Origin of the sequence: Bradyrhizobium sp. LB11.1, from assembly GCF_040549385.1 — a bacterium.
Lineage (GTDB): Bacteria > Pseudomonadota > Alphaproteobacteria > Rhizobiales > Xanthobacteraceae > Bradyrhizobium.
In genome coordinates this window covers 37028-58378 of sequence record NZ_JBEPTH010000013.1, presented here as the reverse complement: position 1 = coordinate 58378, position 21351 = coordinate 37028, and the positions used below count along the sequence as shown (strand labels likewise).

General features: G+C 62.9%; 17 protein-coding genes. 12 read left to right on the top strand and 5 right to left on the bottom strand.

The window, feature by feature from the left end; translation table 11 throughout:
- The first annotated feature begins 77 nt into the window (after nt 1-77).
- The 4 genes from ABIA96_RS28160 to ABIA96_RS28145 all read left to right on the top strand — a co-directional run bounded on the left by ABIA96_RS28160 (nt 78) and on the right by ABIA96_RS28145 (nt 4845).
- Nucleotides 78-710, top strand: coding sequence for a DUF1127 domain-containing protein (locus tag ABIA96_RS28160; protein ID WP_354140298.1), 633 nt, complete (start codon nt 78-80; stop codon nt 708-710).
- 292 nt (nt 711-1002) lie between these two features.
- The gene (locus ABIA96_RS28155; protein WP_354140297.1) at nt 1003-1944 is read left to right on the top strand and encodes a cytochrome-c peroxidase; all 942 of its coding nucleotides are present in this window, start codon (nt 1003-1005) and stop codon (nt 1942-1944) included.
- Nucleotides 1941-4442 carry a two-component system VirA-like sensor kinase gene (locus ABIA96_RS28150; RefSeq protein ID WP_354140296.1) on the top strand — a complete coding sequence of 834 codons (2502 nt, stop codon included), beginning with the start codon at nt 1941-1943 and terminating at the stop codon, nt 4440-4442. The genes ABIA96_RS28155 and ABIA96_RS28150 overlap by 4 nt, the downstream gene beginning before the upstream one ends.
- A gap of 145 nt (nt 4443-4587) precedes the next feature.
- Entirely contained in the window at nt 4588-4845 is a 258-nt protein-coding gene (locus ABIA96_RS28145) for a hypothetical protein (RefSeq protein WP_354140295.1), read from the top strand.
- 5 nt (nt 4846-4850) lie between these two features.
- Here ABIA96_RS28145 and ABIA96_RS28140 read toward each other — a convergent pair whose 3' ends face one another.
- The 3 genes from ABIA96_RS28140 to ABIA96_RS28130 all read right to left on the bottom strand — a co-directional run bounded on the left by ABIA96_RS28140 (nt 4851) and on the right by ABIA96_RS28130 (nt 9717).
- Nucleotides 4851-5855 (bottom strand): helix-turn-helix domain-containing protein, encoded by a 1005-nt coding sequence (locus ABIA96_RS28140; RefSeq protein ID WP_354140294.1) that lies wholly within the window; start codon nt 5853-5855, stop codon nt 4851-4853.
- 198 nt (nt 5856-6053) lie between these two features.
- A complete protein-coding gene (locus ABIA96_RS28135) occupies nt 6054-6761 on the bottom strand; it encodes a hypothetical protein (protein ID WP_354140293.1) in 708 nt (235 codons plus the stop codon).
- Nucleotides 6762-6879: 118 nt separating this feature from the next.
- Nucleotides 6880-9717 carry an ATP-binding protein gene (locus ABIA96_RS28130; RefSeq protein WP_354140292.1) on the bottom strand — a complete coding sequence of 946 codons (2838 nt, stop codon included), beginning with the start codon at nt 9715-9717 and terminating at the stop codon, nt 6880-6882.
- Between the two features lie 345 nt (nt 9718-10062).
- Between ABIA96_RS28130 and ABIA96_RS28125 the strand changes: the two genes are divergently transcribed.
- The 7 genes from ABIA96_RS28125 to msrA all read left to right on the top strand — a co-directional run bounded on the left by ABIA96_RS28125 (nt 10063) and on the right by msrA (nt 15589).
- The gene (locus tag ABIA96_RS28125) at nt 10063-10734 is read left to right on the top strand and encodes a sensor histidine kinase (RefSeq protein ID WP_354140291.1); all 672 of its coding nucleotides are present in this window, start codon (nt 10063-10065) and stop codon (nt 10732-10734) included.
- A 134-nt stretch (nt 10735-10868) separates the two neighbouring features.
- A complete protein-coding gene (locus tag ABIA96_RS28120) occupies nt 10869-11558 on the top strand; it encodes a VOC family protein (RefSeq protein WP_354140290.1) in 690 nt (229 codons plus the stop codon).
- Between the two features lie 264 nt (nt 11559-11822).
- Nucleotides 11823-13136, top strand: a complete 1314-nt coding sequence (locus ABIA96_RS28115) for an epoxide hydrolase family protein (RefSeq protein WP_354140289.1) — start codon at nt 11823-11825, stop codon at nt 13134-13136.
- Nucleotides 13137-13196: 60 nt separating this feature from the next.
- A complete protein-coding gene (locus tag ABIA96_RS28110) occupies nt 13197-14045 on the top strand; it encodes an enoyl-CoA hydratase/isomerase family protein (RefSeq protein ID WP_354140288.1) in 849 nt (282 codons plus the stop codon).
- 114 nt (nt 14046-14159) lie between these two features.
- Nucleotides 14160-14582, top strand: coding sequence for an OsmC family protein (locus ABIA96_RS28105; RefSeq protein ID WP_148755477.1), 423 nt, complete (start codon nt 14160-14162; stop codon nt 14580-14582).
- A gap of 20 nt (nt 14583-14602) precedes the next feature.
- Complete coding sequence (locus tag ABIA96_RS28100; protein ID WP_354140287.1) at nt 14603-15037, top strand: cupin domain-containing protein; 435 nt, start codon at nt 14603-14605, stop codon at nt 15035-15037.
- A 36-nt stretch (nt 15038-15073) separates the two neighbouring features.
- Nucleotides 15074-15589, top strand: a complete 516-nt coding sequence (gene msrA / locus ABIA96_RS28095; RefSeq protein ID WP_354140286.1) for a peptide-methionine (S)-S-oxide reductase MsrA — start codon at nt 15074-15076, stop codon at nt 15587-15589.
- A gap of 76 nt (nt 15590-15665) precedes the next feature.
- On the opposite strand, the gene ABIA96_RS28090 is transcribed toward msrA, so the two are convergent.
- Nucleotides 15666-18506: an ATP-binding protein gene (locus tag ABIA96_RS28090; protein ID WP_354140285.1), complete on the bottom strand. Its 2841-nt coding sequence runs from the start codon at nt 18504-18506 to the stop codon at nt 15666-15668.
- Between the two features lie 363 nt (nt 18507-18869).
- Between ABIA96_RS28090 and ABIA96_RS28085 the strand changes: the two genes are divergently transcribed.
- On the top strand, nt 18870-19859 hold the full coding sequence (locus ABIA96_RS28085) for a Bug family tripartite tricarboxylate transporter substrate binding protein (protein ID WP_354140284.1): 990 nt from the start codon (nt 18870-18872) through the stop codon (nt 19857-19859).
- Nucleotides 19860-20724: 865 nt separating this feature from the next.
- Here the strand turns inward: ABIA96_RS28085 and ABIA96_RS28080 are convergent.
- The gene (locus tag ABIA96_RS28080; RefSeq protein WP_354140283.1) at nt 20725-21351 is read right to left on the bottom strand and encodes an FMN-dependent NADH-azoreductase; all 627 of its coding nucleotides are present in this window, start codon (nt 21349-21351) and stop codon (nt 20725-20727) included.

Here is a 21351-nt window from a genome sequence, read left to right as displayed (position 1 = left end):
CCCTCCGGCGGTGACGTCGGCGTAACAGCCGAAGCTCAGGGTGTCTCCTGTGAACATCGCGCTGGAGAACGTCTCGCATGTTGGAACGGCACTTCTCTTCAAACGTCAATCGGGTGGTCTGGCCCATCAGATCGACACTCGGCCGCATCCCGGACTTCGATCTCTCGGACAACCATCGCGGCGGTCGTCAGGCTCGCGCGATGCGGCCCGACGCGCCGGCGGACGTCTCTGGGCCGGTGGACCCGTCGGTGGAGGCAGATAGCTCGACCGGTTGGTGGTCGGCGGTCATACGGTTCGTGATGGAAGGCTTTGCCCTTTATGGTGCGGCGCTCCATCCAAATGCGGCGTTCCTTGCTGAGACGATGCAGCGTGGCTCGGCTTCGCCGCCGTCATGCCCGGCTGACGGTTGGCCGCACGATGGAACGTCGGCGCAGCGTGGCTTTCAATCGCCGACAAGCGGCAGCGTTGTCGCGCCAGAAATCGCTGCGTGGACTCATCTGCGGCCTCGGTCTCGGCTTCGGCGTCGCTGGAGCTGGTGGGCCGCACTCGGCGAAACGGTTGCAGTGCTGGTGGCGCATTGGCGGCAGGAGCGGGAGATCAATCGCGCCGTCGCGGCCCTGTCGAGCTACGACGATCGCACCCTGCGCGATCTTGGCATCGACGGCCGGGCGGACATCGAGCGGGTGGTGAGGTATTGCCGTGATTGCTGACGCTGTCTTCCTCGCATTTGCAGGACTTGGCTTCTATCGCGCAACCGTCCGCTCCATCGTCTCGCGTAGCCTCAGGAGCGGTCTGATCGGCCAGATTCGGCATAGCTGGTTCTGAGGGGATGATCAGTCCGGCAGCGAAAGGCTGCCGTATCGATCAATAAGACTTGAAGGGTGACGGCCCAATCCGTCGTGGCCCCGCATTGCCGATACGTAATGCGAAACCTATGTGCAAGGCTTGTCCGGAATCGCCCATACCAGGATCTTCCGTGCGTTGAAGCGTTGTCGCTCTGTCGTGGCGATCGGCGCACTGCTCCTGATCTGTCTGCACCCGTCTCAAGCACCGTCTCTCGCCCCGTTCCAGTTGCCGCCGCAGGCGCCGGCGGCGCGCAGTGCGGAAGAGCCCATCACGCCTATGCCGCCGGCTCCCGAGATCGATCCTCTCAAGGTCGCACTCGGTGAGCGCCTGTTCAACGACGTGCGGTTGTCGGCGGACAATTCACGGACGTGTTCGTCGTGTCATGACCTCCGTACCAACGGCGCAAGCACGAGGCGGCACGACCTCGGCCGCAATGGCGCTGAGCTGCCGCTGAACACGACCACCGTCTTCAACTCGACGCTCAATTTTCGCTTCGGTTGGGAAGGAAAATATCGCTCGGTGGAATCTGATGTCTCCGCGTCGCTGGTCAGTCCCCAGATTATGGGAAGCAGTCTCGCAGGTACCGCCGAAAAGCTCAATCTTGATCCCGCTATGCGGACTGCCTTCATCGCTGCCTATGGTCATCGACCTGATCCCGGCAATATTGTCGACGCTATCGCAAGCTTTCAGCGGACCCTGGTCACGCCCGGCAGCCGGTTCGATCGCTGGCTCGCCGGAGAGAGGTCTGCGCTGTCGGACAAGGAGCTGGACGGATACAGGCTGTTCAAATCCCTGGGATGCGCGTCATGCCATCAGGGCGTGAACGTCGGCGGTAATCTGTTTCAGCGTCACGGTATCTTTCACCCGCTGGCTTCGCGAGATCCGGAGATCCTGCGGGTGCCGAGCCTGCGCAACGTCGCGACGACTGCTCCGTATTTTCATGATGGCAGCGCGCCCACGCTCGACGATGCAGTCCGCAAAATGGGATTCGCGCAATTGAACGCGACATTGACCGATCAGCAGGTGGAGGCGCTGGTCGCCTATCTCAACAGCCTGACCGGACAATATCGCGGCGTGCCTGTCGGAGGTGGACCATGAAAGTCGCTCCTGGTGTGGTCGGCGTATCCTTTTTGCTGGTGCTGTTGACCTGGCTGCTCTTCAGCGGTCTCAACCTGAATTCGGACCGTTATGATCGCCAGACGCAGGCTCTCGCAGATTTCACCCGGTTCGAGCGCGGTATTAGCCGCGAGGTCCTGACGTCGCGGGCGGGTCTCTCGCGGAACTATGACGCCCTCGTGCGGATGGTCGAGGCCTATGACGCCGCGGTGGTCCGGTTGCGCGAAGCCGCGGGCTCGGACAGAGAAGAGAACGCAGCGATCGACATACTGGCCGAGCGCGCCCGTCGCCAGGAGGAGCTGATCGAGCAGTTCAAGAGCCAAAATGCGCTGCTGCAAAACTCCTTTGCCTATTTTGGCATGTTCAGCGCCCGTCTTTCCGCCTCGGATGACAAGCTGCTGGTCGCCGGCGTCTCCGCGCTTGCGGCCGCCATGCTGCAGTTGACGATCGATACGTCGAGCGCTGGCGCGGGCGAGGTGCAGGTCGAGCTTGATAAACTAGCGCATCTGCAGGCGCCACCGGGCGAGGCGGCGTCGATACACGCGGTCATTGCTCACGGCCAGCTGCTGCATGATCTGCTTCCGGCCGTGGATGGCATTCTGAAGGCTGTGGTCGCCGAAGCCAGCAACCGCGAACAGGACGCTGTTCATGCCCTGATCATCAAGCGCCAGCTCGGCGCGCGGGCGGCCGCGCGCAAGAATCGTCTTTTGCAATACCTCACATCGCTGCTGTTGCTCGGTGGTCTGGTGTATTTCGGCCTGTTGTTACGCGCGCGTGCCAGGGCGCTGCGACGCCGCGCGGCCTTCGAGCATGTGATCGCAAATATCTCGATGCGCTTCATCTATTCCCACGGCGACGAACTCAGGGATCATGTCGAGCACGCGCTGGAGGAACTGGCGGGGTGCATCGGTGCAGACAGGGCTTATTTCGCCTGGCGGGCGGCGACGAACGGGGATGTCTACCGGTGGTCCCGCGACGGCGTCCGCCTTGACGAGAGTTGGCCGGAGCGGGCGCTGGGCCTGGCTCAGCGGTTTGACGGCGGTGAGGACGTGATCATTTATATTCCCAGGGTGAGACCATCACACCCCCACGATCTGATGAACCTTCTCGAAGAAGCCGGTATCCGCGGTTGGCTTTGCATCAAGACCCTGTCCGGACAACAGCATGGAGCCATTCTCGGCTTCGAAGCGGTGCAGGCCTCCGCGCTGAGCCAATGGGCCGAGTTTGCGCTGTTTCGCATGGCTTTCGACGCCATCCGCAATGCGGTGCGGCGCGTGAAGCTGGAGCAGGAGCAGGAGCGGCTCGAGGCGAGCCTGCAACACGCGCGGCGGATGGAAACGATCGGTACGTTCGCAAGCGGCATCGCGCACAATTTCAACAACATCGTCGGCGCCATCCTCGGCTATGTCGAAATGGCCGACAGCGGGATCAAGCCGGGAAGCCGGCCTGCGGCGAGCCTGGCGGAAATCCGCAGAGCCGGCGAGCGGGCACGCGAACTGGTCGGGCAGATCTTGACCTTCGGACGGCGTAGCAGGGGCAGGCAGGAACGCATACGCGTCGAGGGTCTGGTTGCGGAGACTGCGGCTCTTCTCGCCGCATCCTTGCCATCGCACGTCAAGCTCACAGTCAGCCGGGGCGTGGAGACCGCGACCGTATCGGGTGAGCCCGAACAGTTGCAGCAGGTCATTCTCAATCTCTGCAACAATGCGGCGCAGGCATTGGAGGAGCCGGGCTTCGTTGACCTGCGCATCGCCGAGCGCGAAGTCATCCATCCGCTGCGGATCGGACGGACCGATCTGGGATCAGGCCGTTTCGTCGTTATTTCAGTCTCCGACCCCGGGCCCGGGATGGACGATGCTACGCTGGAGCGAATCTTCGAGCCGTTTTTCACAACGCGTATCGATGGCACCGGTCTTGGGTTGGCAACGGTTCGCGAGATCGTCGAACTGCACGGCGGCGCAGTCGCCGTGCAGAGCGCGCCGGGTGCCGGGACCCGCTTCGACGTATGGCTGCCGTCCGACGGTTCGCGTGAACCGGTATCGCTGCAGCAGGCACCGCCTCTCGCGTTTCGCGGTGCGGGCGAAACGATCCTGGTGCTTGAGACCGATCGCAGGCGCTTGCTGCGCCACGAGGAGATCCTGGCGGCACTCGGCTACGAGCCGGTCGGTTTCACAGGGCTTACCGATGCTGAAGCGGCCTGCCGGTCGGGCCACGGGCGTTTCGATGCGGCACTGGTGTGTCACTTGCCGGGTGGTTCTTCGCTCGATCTTGCGGCATCGCTACACAGGGCGGCGCCGGGCTTGCCGATCATCCTCGCAAGCCCGTCGACGCACGATCTTGCGGCGCATCTTCTGGCTGCGTCCGGAATCACCGGCATGGTTCATCACCCGCTAATGTCGTCCGAGCTCGCCATGACACTTGCACGATGTCTGGCCACGACGCCGGCCGGCGGATTGCGGCAGATCGCGTCTGCCCGCTAGCGCGATTTCCGGCTCGCGATCGCGCCGTTTCACCGGTAACGCGATCTCGCATACACGAAGTCACCATGTAGCGCGCAGCTTCTATCGATTGCACTCGGTTGTTCGTCTGAGAACGACCGATCGTGACAGCGATAGGAGAAGGATGATGTCGAAACGACTTGGCTTGGCCATGTTGGCTACTTCGCTTCTGTTGGGCTCGGCGCCAGTCTTCGCTGGCAGCGCCGACGTGACGAACGAGACCCATCGCTTCGCGTTCAGCTTGCCAGGGCAGGCTCCGATCGGCCACCGCCAGCCGCGCCTGAGCGACACGTCCGGAGCGACTCAATCATCGCCGTCGGATCTGGAACTGCAACGGCTCGACGCGGAGATTGATCGCAAGCTGATCATCTGCCGCGGCTGTTGAACGCCTCATAGCGCATTGGTGTAGGGTCCATTGACGGCCCAATCCGTGTTTGGCGAAGGCCGGCGTCGCGGAGGACTTTCGAACTCGGGCCGGTCGTTCTTGGCGGTCGCGCGCCATCGCGCCGGCGTCTCGCTGCTGATGCGCTTGAAAACGGTAGAGAAATGCGCCTGGGTGCTGAACCCGACGGCAAGTGCGATCTCGGCCAGCGGCCGCTGGGTCGTCGTCAGCAGCGATTTTGCGTGCTCGATCCGATGATTGAGCAGGTATTCGCGAGGACGGTATCCGGTCGCTGCGCGGAACTGTGCGGCGAAATGCATCCTCGAAAGACCTGCAACATTCGCGATCTCGGACAGGCTGATACTGCGTTCGAAATGAGCGGCGATATGTTGCTCGACACGCCGCAGGCGCCATTTCGGCAAGGCATTGACCTTGGCACGCGGCAATTCGGGCCGGCCCAGATGCATCGCAAGAATCTGGCCGATGCAACGGGCAAATTGGTGGCCGGCGGCATCGCCTTGCTCGGCGAGTGCCTTGGCCAGTCCCGCGGTGAGCGGATCGCGCAACAGAACAAGGTCGTCGAGGCCTTCCGCAGCGCCCTGCGCCCATCGCGTCGGGAAACGCTCCGTAGAGATGTGGAAGTGCAGGAAGGAACAGGGCGCCTGGAATTGGGCGCTGAGCTGCCTCGTCGGCGCGCTGACATACAGGGTCCCTGACGGCATTGCGCCGTCGAAGATGATCCGGCGCTCCCTGGTCAGGATGGCGCGCGTTGTCTTCAACGCAATGCCAACGAAATATCGGTCGGGCGGCGTCGTGGCTGCGTGCCATGAAGCCTCCCGCGAGTCGTCCCACCGCGAGATCGTGATGTCGTCCAGCGCGGCCTCCGGGCTGCAAACGATCTGACGCCATCTGGCTTCCCGGGCGATCGCGCGCGCGGCGTGCGGAGCTTCGTGATCTCTCGGGCCGGCCGGAAGATCGATCCGGGCGTGGGTCCCCTGCAATTCGGTCAGCATCGCTTATTCCTTCTAAGCTCCGCGGTCGTTCGCTATGACCGGTGAACTCGCATCCTCGGCATGCTGACAGGATAGGCGTGAGCAGGCTTGGAAGCCCGTTAGGGGTGATTAGGATCTGTTAGATTATGTGGGCGCGGACGGGGTGCGGCGGCTGGTCGCGGGAGTTCGAACTTTAGCCAAATTCTTGCTGGCATCGCGTCACTCGAACACGGCGTCGAAAATCTCGACGTCGATCAGCACGGGCTTGGCGACCACGGTGCCGTCGGACTGCAACGTCAGCGTACGCCGAAGAGTTGGAACCACGATATCGCCGAACTTCTCGTGGGCCCACGAATAATGAGCGACACGTGCGCCCAGGAGATCATGATCGGTCCGTCGCTGCAAAGCGTTCCCGTCGAAGTAGAACACTTGCTCGGACGCGAGGCTGATCAGGCCCGGCGGGAATTGCGCCCGAAGGCGTCGCCAAGTCTCACTGTTCTCCTGCCACGGCGACAGTTCTTCCACCACGACGTCGGGATGGGCGAGGAGGAACGGGGTGGTGAGATAGTTCCAGATCTGGACGCCGCAGAAGAAGATCAGATGCAGTTCGTCCGCCAGCGCGTGCGCGCCATTGGTTGGAAAGGCGAGGCTCGGGTTGCGCCACGTCCGCAGCACCTGGCCATCCAGGCTTTCGATCGTGATCGCGTCCGGCGCAAATGCACCGGACCGCTCGCCGCCGGTGATGCCGGTGAAGCGGACCGATTGTGTCCGGGTCGACCCCTCCGCGGTGACGTCCTTGAATTCGCGGGCATGTCCGGCATCGGAGAACAGGGCCCCGCCAACGGAAAGATGCAGCGTGAACCGGCTCAAGCTGTTCCAGCGGGCCAAGCCCCCGCAGGCGTCGATCGCATCGTCAAGAAGTGCCATGTCTCACTGCATCCACCATGAATTGCGATCACCATGGCGGGACGGATGCGGCTTGGCGTGTTAGAAGTTGTTAGGAGTTGCAAGAGCGCAATGGGGCGGTATCCCGTTGAAGATGCTCTTAATTCAGCGCGCTCAGGATTCCCTTGGCGGCGACCAAGTCGCGGCTCGACAGGCCTTCCTGATATTGCCCAACCAGCGGCGCCAGCAGGGCCTGCGCATCGCCCTTCCGTCCGGCCCGCTGCCAGACGCGGGCGAGGCTCATCGCCCCCCGCAGCTCCCAGCCACGCGCACATTGCCGGCGCGACAAGGCAAGCGATTGCTGGAGACAGGTTTCGGCCTCCGTCGGCCTGGCGGATTGGATCAAAATGTCCGCCTTGACCCGGAGCATTTCCGGCATGTCGAAGGATTCGCCGTGATCGCCGATCTGGGCGATGGCTTCGTCGATCGTGCGCAAGGCCTCATCGGCCTCGTTTTGGGCCGCCAACCCTTCCGCGAGCGCCGTTGCAAACACTGTCGTCATGATCCGGTGCCGGCTGGCGTACAAGGTCGCCTGGCTGCGGCGAAGATGCTCGATGCCGCCGGCGATGTCGCCGCGGCGGAGCAGAAGCTCGCCCTTCTGGCCAATGCCGACCGCATGATAGGGGCCGAGGAAATGCCGCGCGGAGTGGTCGATCAGCCGCTCGATCAGGCTTTCGGCGCTGGCCCAGTCGCCGACCCACAGAAACACGTAGATGGTCCAGATCAGGGCAATGCCGAGCGTCAGGGGCTGCTCGAGCTGCTCGGCCTCATGCACCGTGTATCTGGCCGCCTCGATTGCACGATCGGGCCGGCCGCTGAGCCAGAGCCCGCGTGCCAAGGCGACCAGCGCGACGATGCGGTCGTCATAGCCGAGATGGCCGATATTCAGCCGCTGCGAGCCCGGATTATGCACCATCGCACTCCCGCAGAACTCGACGGCCTTGTCCTGGTTGCCGATCAGATGATGCGCCACGCCCAGCATCCACTCCACGTTCAGCGTGCTGGTGGGATCGTTCAGCTTCCTGGCGACGCTTTCGCCCTGTACGCCGGTGCCGAGCGCGCCGTGAAAGTCTCCGACCCGGGTCAGGTAGATGTGCAGCCCGCGCAACAGCCAGAGCTGCCAGTGCAGGTCGTCGAGCTCCCGGGCCAGTTGCAGACTTCGCGTGAACGCCGACCGGACCCCGTCCGTGTTGCCTTGCGTGAACATCACGGAGACGCCGAGAGCCGCCTGCAATGTCATTTCCTTGCGGCTGTCGACCTTATCGGCAAAGGCGAGCGCCTGCTGGGTCCAGCTATGGCACTCCGTCAGCAATGTCAGCTCAAGGAAGAACTGTGCAGCCGCTGCCGCCAAGTCCACGCCGACCGCGCGGTCACCGGCCTCCGAGAAGGTCCAAGTCAGGGCGGCCCGCACATTCGACAGATGGTCGGCATAGGGCAGGAAGCCGCCCGCGCTCTGCATGCCCGTGGATTTGATGGAAATGTCGTGCAGGAAATCGCGGAAATATTCGGCGTGGGCGCGCGCAACGCGAACCGCTTCACCGCACTCGACGAGCTTGTCGCCCGCGAAGGCACGGGTCGTATCGAGCAGACGGTATCTCAGCCGACGTTCTGCAGGCGATGTCGCGATCAGCGATTTCGACAGGAGATTCGAGATCGCTTCGACCGCCTCCGCCTCGTCGATGCCCAGACATGTGGCGACCGCGAGCGCAGCTTCCAACGTGAACGGTCCGACGAAGACCGACAGGCCGCGCAAGGTCGCGCTCTCGGCCTGCGGCAGGAGGTCGTAGCTCCAGCTCAGCGCCGCACTCAGCGTCTGGTGCCGGGGTATAGCGGTGCGGCGTCCGCGCCACAGAAGCGAGAAACGGCTGTCGAGCAGCGAGGCCGTTCCGGCGATCCCGTAGGCGTTGACCCGTCCGGCGGCAAGCTCGATTGCGAGCGCAATGCCGTCCAGACGCCGGCAGATATCGGCGACGAGAGGCGCATCCTCTTCACTGAGTTCGAATTCGCTCAGGCTTTCTGCAATCCGCTCGACGAAAAGCTGGCTCGCCGGATAGGCGAGGATGTCGGCCATGCTGAGCCCGTCGCGTTGCGGCGGGCAATCCAGCGGAAATAACCGGTACACGCGCTCGCCCTCGGTGCGAAAGGATTCGCGGCTGGTGGCGAGAACATGCAACGTGGGGGCTTCCCGCACGATGCGCTCTGCCAAGGGAGCAAGGGCGTCGATGATATGCTCGCAGCTGTCCAGCACCAGCAGCGTCCGGCGATTGCGCAGTGACTGCAGCAGCCCCGGAAGCGGGTCGTCGGAATTGACGGTCAGGCCAAGTGCCGCGGCAATCGTGCCGGGAACGAGTCGCGGCTCCGTTAGTGCGCCAAAATCGACGAAGCAGACCTGACCCTCGAATTCCGCATGCTGACCATGCGCTACGGCAAGTGCGACCGAGGTCTTGCCAATGCCGCCGGGGCCGACGATGGTGACGAACCGATGCAGCGAAAGTTCAGTCGCGATCTTCTCGACGGCGTCGTCTCGGCCAATCATCTTCGCAAGCGGGGCGGGAAGGGCCCGGAGCGAGGACACGGTCGTGCCTGGCCGGCTCTCCGCAGCCGCGGCGCGGAGCAGCGGTGCGGCGAAACAATAGCCGCGGCCAGGTACGTTGACGACATACCGAGAGCCTTCGCCGGCCTCGCCCAAGGCCTTGCGCAGGGACGTGATGTGAAAGCGCAGGCTGCCCTCGTCGACATTCACGTCGGCCCAGATCCGCTTGACCAATTCCCGCTTATCGACCACCTCGCCGGCACGTTCGGCGAGAAAGACGAGGATGTCGAGCGCACGGCCGCCGAGATGAAGCGGGACGCCGTCCTTCTCAAGCAGCCGCGACCTGGGGAATAGCCGGAAGGCCCCGAAAGAGATGACTGAGTTCTGGTCGTTAGTGTCTGGCACGCGCCATGATTCCAGCGAAAGGAAAAGTGCTGCTGTCTGTTTTGATCTACCAGAACGAGACTGTGAGTAAATCGGCTGAAAGCGGCAAAATCGAGCAACGGGTACGGGATCGGGTCGAAAGAGCAAGGGGCGAAACGCAGCGAATTTTGTTTAAACGCGAACGGCTTACGCGGAAAGCGTGAAAGTTCAGCAGCACGCTTCAGAACTGATGCATCGGTGTCGTCATGCACGTATCACGCGCCTTCCGATCATAACAAAATCTTGCAACGTCTAACGAGCGTGAGCCGCGGGTCTGCATCAGTATAGCGATCGAGTTAGACCTATTTTCCAACGGGGGAGGCTATTATGCCCGAAATCAGCTCTCGGCCGAACGACAGGGGTGTTCGATCTCACTTTGTCGCCAATCTTGACGATGTCTCGCGTGACTGGGAACTCGTGCTGCGCGAGTCGCACCATCGCATGAAGAACACCCTGACGCTCTTGGGTGCGTCAGTCCGCCGCGACTTCACGCGGGCCGGGACCAAGGACATGTCGGTTGCGGTGGACCGGCTGGAGCGGCGCATCGTCGCTTTTGGCAGGCTCTATCAACTTTTGTCTGACAATGACGACCTTGCAATGATTTCTGTCGAGGCCTTCTTTGAAGGCCTTTGTGGCGCATTGTCCGAGGCGGTGCTGGAACCAGCCGGCATCCGCTGCGAGGCATCGATCGAAAGCGGCACGCTGCCGGCATGGCAGTGCCACCGGCTTGCTCTCATGCTGACGGAGCTGGTCACGAATGCGGCAAAGCATGCCTTTCCGAACAGGAAAGGCGCGCTGATCCGCATCGAGGTCGCGAACCACGAGGGCAGCTGGCTCTGCACGGTGACTGACAATGGTGTCGGCGCGACCGGACCGCTTCAGGGCGCCGGCAGCCGGATCCTGGAAGGCTTGGCACGCAGCATCAGCGCCCGGATGCAGGGCGAGGCCGGGAAAGACGGTACACGCGTGACAATAGCAATGCCGCTCGCGGTCGCCTGAGGAGATGGCCGCGCTCGCAATCGCTAACGAGCCATAACATCCGATAACGAGCAATATTCCCCAGTCTGCGCGAAAGTCGTGGTGTCAGAAGCGGGCTCAGTGGCGATCCCGTACCTCAAACCAGGGAGTTCGACATGACCACCACCGCGATGAATCATCCGGCCGACACCAAGCCAGCGACGTCGCGTGCAGTCGATCACAAGCTCGAGGTCGTTGTGATCCCCGTTTCGGATGTGGATCGCGCCAAGGCATTTTATGCGAGCCTCGGCTGGAGACTGGACGCTGATTTCGCCTCCAGTGACGGTTGGCGCGTCATCCAGTTCACGCCGCCGGGTTCGGCCTGTTCCGTGATTTTTGGCAAGAACGTCACGCCAGCGTCCGCTGGCTCGGCGCAGGGCCTTTATCTTGTTGTCTCCGACCTCGAAGCAGCACGGAAGGATTTGCTCGCGCGTGGCGTCAAGGTGAGCGAAGCCTTCCACGGTGGCGGCGACGTTCACGCCGGGGCGGACGAGCCGTATCTCTTCGGAAATGTCCGGCTCAACGGCGCTGATCCAAAACGCGGTAGCTACAGCACATTTGCCTCCTTCAGGGATCCCGACGGCAACGGTTGGCTATTCCAGGAAATCACCGCGCGGCTGCCCGGCCGTATCGATGCGACGGATACGATTTTCACCTCGTCAGGTGAACTCGCACGTGCGTTGCGCCGTGCAGCGGCGGCGCATGGCGAGCACGAGAAGCGCATCGGCGCGCACGACGAAAGCTGGCAGGACTGGTACGCCGATTACATCGTGCGCGAGCAGGCCGGTCAGCCGCTGCCGACCTGAACAGCGGGCGTAGATCGTCGGATCAATGTTCACGGCGCGCGATAGCTGATCGCGCGCCGTGATGCGTTTGCATGACGTCTCTTGCGAAGATCATCTCTCGTCAGGCTCCGAGCCTGCGTTACGACGGCTCGCAACGGCTAACGCAGCCTAACAATCCATAACGAGCTGATGACCGGTGTCTGAGCCATTCTACTTTCAGGACGCACCGATCTGTCGATTTCGACTTTCGGTCAACGTCACAGACCAAAGCCAGGGAGATTCAAAATGACGACGCAGACACGAGCCGACATGATGAACCCAGATCGCCGCCAACTACTGGGCCAGGCCGCAATGATGGCTGTTGCCGCAGGCACGGCGAGCCTGTTTCCGGCAGGTCGAGCAAAGGCTGCCGCACGTGGCGCAATCCGTCCGTTCCACGTCAACGTGCCCGAGGAAGATCTGCTCGATCTGCGCCGCCGTCTCGCAACGACGCGCTGGCCGGATCGCGAGATCGTCACCGATCAATCGCAGGGCGTGCAACTCACGACGGTCCAGCAGCTCGTTCGCTACTGGCAGACCGACTATGACTGGCGCAAGATGGAAGCGCGGCTGAACGCGCTGCCGCAATTCGTCACCGAGATCGACGGCGTCGACATTCACTTCATTCACGTGCGTTCCAGGCACGAGAATGCCTTGCCGATGATCGTCACCCATGGTTGGCCGGGCTCGATCATCGAGCAGATGAAGATCGTCGGCCCGCTGACAGATCCGACCGCACACGGCGCAAAGGCAGCTGATGCATTCGACCTCGTGATCCCTTCACTCCCGGGCCACGGCTTCTCCGGCAAACCGACGGACCTCGGCTGGGATCCGCAGCGCGTTGCGCGCGCCTGGATTCTGCTCATGAAGCGTCTTGGCTACAATCGTTACGTCGCCCAGGGCGGCGATTGGGGTAACGCGATCACGGAGCAGATGGCGCTGCTGGCGCCGCCGGAACTGCTCGGCATCCATACCAACATGCCCGCGACCGTTCCCGACGATATCGCCAAGGCGCTGCAGCCCGGTGGGTCGAAGCCATCCGGTCTTTCAGCCGACGAGACGTATGCTTACGACCAGCTCGACGATTTCTACAAGCATGGCCTCGGTTATGCGATCGAAATGTCGAACCGGCCGCAGACGCTTTATGGCCTCGTGGATTCGCCGGCGGGCCTGGCATCCTGGATGCTCGATCACGACGCGCGCAGCACCGCGATGATCGCACGGGTCTTCGACGGCAAGACTGAAGGGTTGTCGCGGGACGATATCATCGACAACATCTCGCTCTACTGGCTCACCAACACGGCGGTGTCTTCGGCGCGTCTGTATTGGGAGAACAAGCTGGAATTCTTCGCGCCCAAGCATGTGAAGATTCCGGTCGCCGTCAGCGTGTTCCCGGACGAGATTTACGCGGCGCCGCACAGTTGGACCGAGAAGGCCTATCCGAGGCTGATCCACTACAACCGGCTCGACAAGGGCGGCCACTTCGCGGCCTGGGAGCAGCCCGCGTTGTTCAGCGCCGAAATGCGCGCCGCGTTCCGCCCACTGCGTCAGTCGATCTGAGTCAAGACGCGCGGGACCACGCGTGTCCTCCCTTCAAGGCCAACATCAGGAGTGCAAACAATGAACCGTCCCGAACGCAATTTCACGACAGAGCAAATCCGGCTGGAGCAGCGCCTGCCGACATACTGGCGTGTCACCTTCGACATGCCGCCAGTGAACATCTTTGGCCCAAAGCAGCTTCCGCTGCTCAACGACATCATCACCGCGATCGAAACCGATCCGCATGTGAAGGTCGTGGTGTTCGACAGCGCCGTCGAAGGCTTCTTCATCACGCACTACGACTTCCTCGCGCCACTCGAGGAGTCCCTGAATATCCCGCCCGGGCCGACTGGCCTCGAGGCGCTGCCCGACATGCTGGTGCGCCTGAGCCGGGCACCGGTGGTGTCGATCGCCTCGATCAGGGGCCGTGCGACCGGTGTCGGCAGTGAGCTCGCGCTCGCAAGCGACATGCGTTTTGCCAGCCGCGAGAAAGCGATCCTGTCGCAATGGGAGGTCGGTGCGGGTCTGGTGCCTGGCGGCGGGCCAATGGCGCGGCTGCCGCGCCTGATGGGCCGGGGCCGCGCGCTCGAAGTGCTGCTCGGTGCGGATGATATTCGCGGCGATCTCGCTGAGCGGTACGGCTATGTGAACCGGTCGCTGCCGGATATCGAGCTGGACGGCTTCGTCGAGGCGCTCGCCATGCGTATCGCCACCTTCGACAAGGACGCGATTGCCGAGACCAAGCGTCTCGTCGATGTCGCAAGCCTGCCGCCGGATGAGGAGATCAAGCCGGAGTGGGACGCATTCCTCGCGTCCCTTGGTCGTCCCGCGAGCCAGACCAGGATCAAGGCGCTCATGGCACGTGGTTTCCACCGCGCGGGCGACGTTGAAAACCGGCTGGGCTTCCACGTCGGACAGATCGGCATCTGATGGAACCGCTGCGGCGCTCGACCGGTTGGAGGGCGACACGGCGGTGACGCCGGGATAGCCTTCCACCGGTGCGGAGCGCCGCCAAATGACCACAAGCAAACAAGGAGAAAAGAGATGATCCGCAAGGCAAAAGCAGTATGGCAGGGCACCGGCCGCGATGGTACCGGCCATCTGTCGAGCGAATCCGGCGTGCTCGCCGAGACGCCCTACTCGTTCAAGACACGCTTCGAGAACGAGAAGGGCACCAATCCCGAGGAATTGATCGCAGCGGCCCACGCCGGCTGCTTCACGATGGCGCTGGCCTTCGGTCTCCAGCTCGCCGGCTTCACGCCGACTGAGTTGTCCACCGAGGCAGCAGTGACCCTCGATCCCGAAGGGAAGGGTTTCAAGATCAGCAAGTCGGCGCTGACCTTGCGCGCCAAGGTGCCCAATCTCGATGACGCCGGCTTTGCCCGTATCGCCGGCGAGGCCGAGAAGAACTGTCCGGTGTCGAAAGTGCTCAACGCGACGATCACGCTCGACGCCAAATTGACTTAAGCTGGATCGAGGAGGCGACTATGCCGCGCCAACATCAACCAGACGAAGACAGGTTCCGGGCGATCTTGCCTGAGGATATCGACTGGAAACCGTTTCCGGCATTTCCGCCTGGGGCGCGGCTTGCCGTGATGGTCGGTCATCCCACCGAACCCGGACCCTATGTGGTCCGGGTGAAGGTGCCTGGCGGCACGAAGTTGATGCCGCACAAGCACCCGGAGGACCGGATCTATACGGTCATGTCGGGCGTCTTTTACATTGGTCTCGGTGAGACCTTCGATGGCGATCGTGTGAAGGCCTATCCTCCGGGCAGCGTGATTGTTCTACCGGGCGAGACCTGGCATTTTCATTGGGCGAAGTCCGGCGAATACGTTACGCAGGTGTCGGCTATCGGACCGCTCGGCCTCGAGTATCACGACGATCATGATGACCCGCGTCTGTACACGGTCACGCAGTAAGGCGAGGTCATCCGAATTGACCAGATGGAGCACCAAATGACGACAGAGCGCGCAGTTTTGGCTGGAGGCTGCTTCTGGGGCATGCAGGATCTCATCCGCAAGCAGCTTGGGGTGATCTCGACGCGGGTCGGCTACACCGGCGGTCGGGTGAAGAACGCCACCTATCGCAATCACGAAGGTCATGCCGAAGCGATCGAGATCATTTTCGATCCTGCAAAGACCAGTTTTCGGACCATGCTGGAGTTCTTCTTTCAGATCCACGATCCTTCGACGCTGAATCGCCAGGGCAATGATCTGGGCACGAGCTATCGTTCGGCAATTTTCTACACGTCAGACGAGCAGAAGCGCATTGCCGAAGACACCATTGCCGATGTCGAAGCATCGCGGCTGTGGCCCGGCAAGGTGGTGACGGAAGTCGCTCCCGCCGGGGAGTTCTGGGAAGCCGAGCCCGAGCATCAGGATTATCTCGAACGCTATCCCGACGGCTACACCTGTCATTTCATCCGGCCCGACTGGAAGCTGCCGCGACGCGCGACCGTTGCGGGAGGGTAGAGCTGACTAAGGGCACGGCGGCGCCCGAGGCGCGGCCGTGACCGATCTGGTCTGTACTCCCGGGGTAAAACTCGGGTCACGCGTGAAGTTGCGCGATCAGGTCTCGCGCGATCCGCAGATCGGCGATGTCGGATGCTTCGGTCCGCGCGCCGCAAGCCTTCTCGAGAATGGCGAGTGCCTCTGCGGGCTGGCCCTGTCCGATCCTGAACTGTGCGATGCTGATGGTGCATCGCAACTGCCAGAACTCCGCACCCTGCTGTATGGCAAGGTCCATGGCTTCGCGGAAGCAGGCGTCAGCAGCTTCCGATTGGGATGACTCTCTCAGCATCAGCTCACCCTTGATGCGGAGCAGCTCCGGCAGATACCAGCGTTCCTGCCTGTCGTTGCAACGCGCCAACGCGTTCTCGATCGTGTCGAAGCCGTGGTGGATCTGGTTGGCCTGTCCGAAACAGGCCGCAAGTTCGCCGAGCAGGGGAAGAAACCGCGGCAGGAAGCGCGCATCGCCGGCGCGATTGAGCTCGTCACGCAGCAACGGCAAGCCTGTCTCGAGGTCCGTGCGCTTGGCGATGACGAGCGCGTTGAACGCGCGTGCCCATAGACCCCAAAGTCGTATGGCGTGGCGATCGGTATGCTCGAGCAATTCGATCCCGTAGCGCTCGGCGGCATCGTAATCCCCGGCCAGAAAGGCAATCGGGCAGGCGGCTTGTCCGAGCACGCTGCAGAAGGTCAGCGCGTGGCCGTTGGCCCGGCCCTCATGGATGTTTTTCTCGGCGAGTGCCAGGGCCTGATCCGCATGGCCCTGGAGCCACAAGATGCGCGCGCGGAAATACTGCGTCGACAGCCTGACATCGAGCGGAAAGATCTTTGGTTTCTCGGCCAGCACGTGCAGGGAGGCATTCACCCGGTCGATGCGAATCCGGGCCTCGTGCTGGTCGCCGAGATAATGCAGCGCCACGGCGGTGAGCCGGTCGGCCAGCATGAGATCGGTCTTGTCGGGTGAACTCGAAGCGGCCTCGGCGAAGCGATCGGCGAGCGCGCGCGCCTTGCCGAACGCGCCGTTGTTGAACTGGTCGATGCACAAGCCCCAGAGCGCCCGCAGCCGAAAATCCTTGTCGTCGAGCCTGTCGGCCAGCTCGAGCGTGGCCTCGAGGATCGGGCGAGCCTCGCGCGCCCGTCCTTCGCCATACATCAGCGACCAGCCGAGCGCCGCCAGGAGCTGCATGCGCACCCGCTCGTCGCCGTGGTCTCCGAGCGCGGCGAGTGCGGTTCTGGCGCGCTCGCGACACTCGGAGAACAATGAAAGACGGACCCAGAGCGTGACCGCCACCGCCGTCAGCGCGATGCCGAGCTGTGCATCGCCGTCGGGCGAAAAGGCCCAATCCAGCGCGGCGCGCAAATTGTCCAGCTCCGCGCCATAGACGCCAAGCCAGTCCGACAGCGGAGCGGAGGTCTCGGCTTCAGCGCGCTCGAACAGGTCGCGAAAATATTCGGCGTGCCGCTGCGCAATCCGCTTCGCTTCGCCGGCCTCGTTCAGCTTGCCGAGCGCGTAAGTGCGCGTGGTGTCGAGCAGGCGATAACGCAGCGTTCGCGCACCGGACGGTGCGATCAGAGATTTCGTGACGAGATTGTCGATCGCCTCCATGGTCGCCGCTGCACTGAGCCCGTCGCCCGACGCGACGGCGGCAGCCGCTTCCGGCGTGAACGGGCCGACGAACACCGACAATCTCCGCAAGATCGCGCTCTCGGATGCAGGTAGGAGGTCGTAGCTCCAATCGAGAGCGGCGCTGAGCGTCTGGTGTCGCGGGATGGCCGTGCGTCGCCCGCGCCATTGCAGCGAGAAACGGCTGTCGAGCAGGGATGCCGTGCCGGCGATGCCATAGGCATTGACGCGCCCCGCCGCGAGCTCGATCGCGAGCGCGATGCCGTCAAGGCGGCGGCAGATGTCTGCCACCAGCGGTGCTTCTTCCGCGCTGAGCTGAAATGGCCCGGAGCTCTGCGCGATACGTTCGATAAAGAGCTGGGCTGCGGGATAGGCGAGGATTTCGGCCACGGCGAGGTCGTCGCGCCGGGGCGGACAATCCAGCGGGAAGAGTCGAAAGATCCGTTCGCCTTCGCTGCGAAAGGATTCGCGGCTGGTCGCGAGCACATGCAATCGCGGTGCCTCGCGAACCAGGCGTTCGACGAGTGGCGCGAGGGTTTCCAGCACGTGCTCGCAACTGTCGAAGATCAGCAGCGTCGGTTTCGCCTGGAGATGGGTCAACAGCGCCGGGACCGGATCCTCCGCATTGATGGACAGCCCGAGCGTCGATGCGATGGTGATGGCGGCGAGTTCGGGCTTCCGCACTGGTCCGAAGTCGACGAAGAAGACGTTGCCGTCGAAATGGGCCAGCCGGCGATGACCCACGGTCACGGCCACTGCGGTCTTGCCGATGCCACCGGGACCGACCACGGTGACGAAACGATGCAGCGCGAGCCCGGTCGAAATCTTCTCGATGACGTCGTCTCGCCCGATCACCCGGGCGAGCGGAGCGGGAAGCGACCGGGTAAGGGGGACATCAATCGCGGGAGCAGGAAGCGTGGGAGCAACCTGGGCGAGTGATGCGACGAAGCAATAGCCGCGTCCGGGCACGTTAACGACGTAGCGGGCCGACTTGCCCGTGTCGCCGAGCGCCTTGCGTAGCGCGGCGATATGGAAGCGAAGGCTGCCGTCGTCCACATTCACGTCGGCCCAGACGCGTTTGACCAGCTCGCGCTTGTCGACAACGTCGCCGGGCCGTTCGGCCAGGAAGATCAGGATATCGAGCGCGCGGCCTCCGACGTGAAGATGCGCGCCGTCCTTCTCCAGGAGGCGAGACTTCGGAAACAGTCGAAATGGCCCAAAAGAAATGGCCGAGTCATGGTTGTTGTTGTCTGGCACGCGCCATCGCCCCCTCGGCGGGGAGTCAAAAGTGTTTGATCCGGTCTAGCAGATCAAAGCGGTGAGTAAACTAAACGAAAGCAGCGGGGCCGGTTTGCAGTCGCTGCGCTCGATCGCCGGGAGCGAAAATATCGCTTTTAGATGAATGGCTTAATCCGGGGATCAGGCTGAGCCGTTCAGGCCGTTGCCAGTCCTGCGGAGCGGCCATGCGGGAAAACGTGGTGGAAATCGCTGTCTTGCTCGTCAGCGGCTGGTCATTGTGCCAGTCGTGCTGGCATTGACGATGGCGGCATCGTGCTGCGAATGGAGCTTTGGGAGCCGGTCCCGCCTTCTGATCAAAGCTCACAACGTTCGGAATAGGACATGCCTTCCCTCTCGCGGCGAGAATTCGTCAATGCGGCCACGTTTGCAGCTGCGCTCGCCGGAACGTCACGCAGCGGAAGCGCTGCCGATTATCCATCGCGTCCCATTCGGCTCGTGATTCCCTACTCTGCCGGCGGCTCAGGCGATCAAATCGGGCGTCCCTGGGGCGAGAAGATGTCATCGCAGCTCGGTCCGACGTTTGTCGACAACATCGGCGGTGCTGGCGGAGCAATCGGGACGACCGCGGTTGCGCGCGAGAAGCCCGATGGCTATTCGCTGCTGTTGGGAAACGGCAGCACGCAGGTGATCATTCCGCTGACGACGCCAAATCCCGCTTATGCGATTGGTGACTTCCGGGCGATCTATCGTCTGATCAGCAGTGCCCTGGTTTTCGCTATCCATCCGTCACTGCCTGCCACGGATATGCAAGGCCTGATTGCGTACGCCAGAGCCAATCCCGGCAAATTGTCCTATGGGACACCGGGCATCGGTACTGGAAATCACTTGGTTGGTGAACAATTCAAGCAGCAGGCCGGCGCGTTGGATATCGTCCACGTTCCCTATCGGGGGATCGCGCAAGCCACCAACGACCTCGTCAGCGGCCAGATTTCTCTCATCGTTGCGGTCATGTCAGTTCATTTGCAGCAACTGAGCCGGGCCGGCAAGATAAGGCTGCTCGCGGTCACGACCGACGCGCGCTTGAGCGGCGCACCGGACATTCCGACCGCCATTGAATCGGGCATGCCGGATCTCAGCTATGAGGGATGGTTCGGACTGTTCGCACCGAGACGGACGGATGATGCGATCATCGACCGCATCGCGCAGGCAACCCGTTTGGCAATGGCCGATCCTGCACTCCAGGCGAACTATCGCGCACAGGGCATGGAGCCCGACAGCGACTCGAGCCCGGACAAATTCCAGCGAACCGTCGACGCCACGACGGCAAGTCTTGCTCCAGTCATCAAGTCGATCGGGCTTAAGTCGCTGTAAGTGCGATGCGGTGCCGTCGGGCAAAACACCTGCGAAGGGTGTCAATCGGCGCTCGCAAAAATATTTCACTTTACCGAAATTCGGAAATAGCGTATGTGTTGCCCATCCCGGCTCATCCTTGAGGGGCGATCTCGAGTCGTCTTGTTCGCGAGCCGGGGATGCGGTGGACGCGGCAGCGTTGGGCGCGAGAGGTGCGGGCAGGGCGGGTAGTCCCTGTGAGCCCGAAACCGCGTGTCGATGAGCGGCGCTGCTAGGCTTCGCCTCGCCAGCATTCTCTAGGCAATGTCGACAACGCCTGGAGATAATGCGGCGAACAAGCGGGCCGTGCGTACGGCAAAACCGTGTGGTCCAGGCCGTCGTTGCTACGGTCAAGCTTTCGCGGAGGTGTGGAGCGTCCAACCGGATCAACCACATCGTCAATTCGTGAGGCGAGGGAGGCCAGAAGGAACTCGGCTCCCGGGAGAGCACGGCATAAGCCGTCAAACCACTGCGCAGGGAAGGCCGAGTGATTGGCATCACCTGTATGCTGCTGTGCGGTTTTCCTGCGCTACCTTTCGCGCAGCGGACCGCGGGTGCGAGGTCAGCACCCGGCCTTCCCTGCGCCCTCTTGGATAAGAGGGCGGAGTGACCAAGCAAAGCTCGGGCGAATTACGCCGCGAGGACGCGAAGGCGTGTCTGACCGTCATCCTGAGGTGCCGGAGCGAAGCGGAGGCCTCGAAGGATGGACGGCCCGGCTGTAGCTCGGCCGTCCATCCTTCGAGGCTCTCCATGGGCCGCGTTGCGTCCCATGGCTCGCACCTCAGGATGACGGAACTATCGGCGTCGTCATTGCTGTGCACTTATATCTTCGTTCCCCGCGCGCAGCTCAGAACCGCTTCGCCATCTCGGCAAGGCGGCGGTGGGCGGTGTCGCGGGCGTCGCGAATCGGTTCGGCCGGGCCTGTCGTCGGGCCGATCGGCACGAAGCGCACGTCGCTGATACCGATGAAGCGAAGCGCCTCGCGCAAATAGGGTGTCGCCATGTCGATGCGGCCGCGGTTCATGCCGGTGGCAAAGTCGCTGCCGGAGGCCAGGATCACGATGGTCGGGCGGTCCTTCAACAGCGGAAGATAACCCCGCGCCGGGTCGAAGCGGAAGGTGAGCCCGGGCTGGATGATGATGTCGAACCACTGCTTCAGCTTGTAGGGGATGCCGAAATTCCACATCGGCGTCGAGATCAGAACACGATCGGCCAGCGAGAAGCGCAGCGCCATCCGCTCGGCCTCGGCAAAACTGTCGCGCTGCGCGTCGTTGAAGGCCTGCGCCTTCATCCGCGCATATTTGGCCTCAACGATGGAGGCGGCAAATTCCGGCATCCGCTCGCGCCAGAGATCGACGACGTCGATGTCCCAGTCCGGCCGCGCCTGACGAAAGCCGTCGAGGAGGACGTGCGCACCGGCGCTCGACTCGGAATCGGGGCGCGGCGAGCAGGAGAGGTGCAAAAGCTTTGCCAC

Bases quoted from the DNA above. Each gene is read 5' to 3' on its own strand.
- ABIA96_RS28135 (WP_354140293.1), bottom strand. From the start codon at position 6,761: ATGGCACTTCTTGACGATGCGATCGACGCCTGCGGGGGCTTGGCCCGC.
- ABIA96_RS28150 (WP_354140296.1), top strand. From the start codon at position 1,941: ATGAAAGTCGCTCCTGGTGTGGTCGGCGTATCCTTTTTGCTGGTGCTG.
- ABIA96_RS28160 (WP_354140298.1), top strand. From the start codon at position 78: ATGTTGGAACGGCACTTCTCTTCAAACGTCAATCGGGTGGTCTGGCCC.
- ABIA96_RS28125 (WP_354140291.1), top strand. From the start codon at position 10,063: ATGCCCGAAATCAGCTCTCGGCCGAACGACAGGGGTGTTCGATCTCAC.
- ABIA96_RS28145 (WP_354140295.1), top strand. From the start codon at position 4,588: ATGTCGAAACGACTTGGCTTGGCCATGTTGGCTACTTCGCTTCTGTTG.
- ABIA96_RS28100 (WP_354140287.1), top strand. From the start codon at position 14,603: ATGCCGCGCCAACATCAACCAGACGAAGACAGGTTCCGGGCGATCTTG.
- ABIA96_RS28105 (WP_148755477.1), top strand. From the start codon at position 14,160: ATGATCCGCAAGGCAAAAGCAGTATGGCAGGGCACCGGCCGCGATGGT.
- ABIA96_RS28115 (WP_354140289.1), top strand. From the start codon at position 11,823: ATGACGACGCAGACACGAGCCGACATGATGAACCCAGATCGCCGCCAA.
- ABIA96_RS28085 (WP_354140284.1), top strand. From the start codon at position 18,870: ATGCCTTCCCTCTCGCGGCGAGAATTCGTCAATGCGGCCACGTTTGCA.
- ABIA96_RS28140 (WP_354140294.1), bottom strand. From the start codon at position 5,855: ATGCTGACCGAATTGCAGGGGACCCACGCCCGGATCGATCTTCCGGCC.
- ABIA96_RS28110 (WP_354140288.1), top strand. From the start codon at position 13,197: ATGAACCGTCCCGAACGCAATTTCACGACAGAGCAAATCCGGCTGGAG.
- ABIA96_RS28120 (WP_354140290.1), top strand. From the start codon at position 10,869: ATGACCACCACCGCGATGAATCATCCGGCCGACACCAAGCCAGCGACG.
- msrA (WP_354140286.1), top strand. From the start codon at position 15,074: ATGACGACAGAGCGCGCAGTTTTGGCTGGAGGCTGCTTCTGGGGCATG.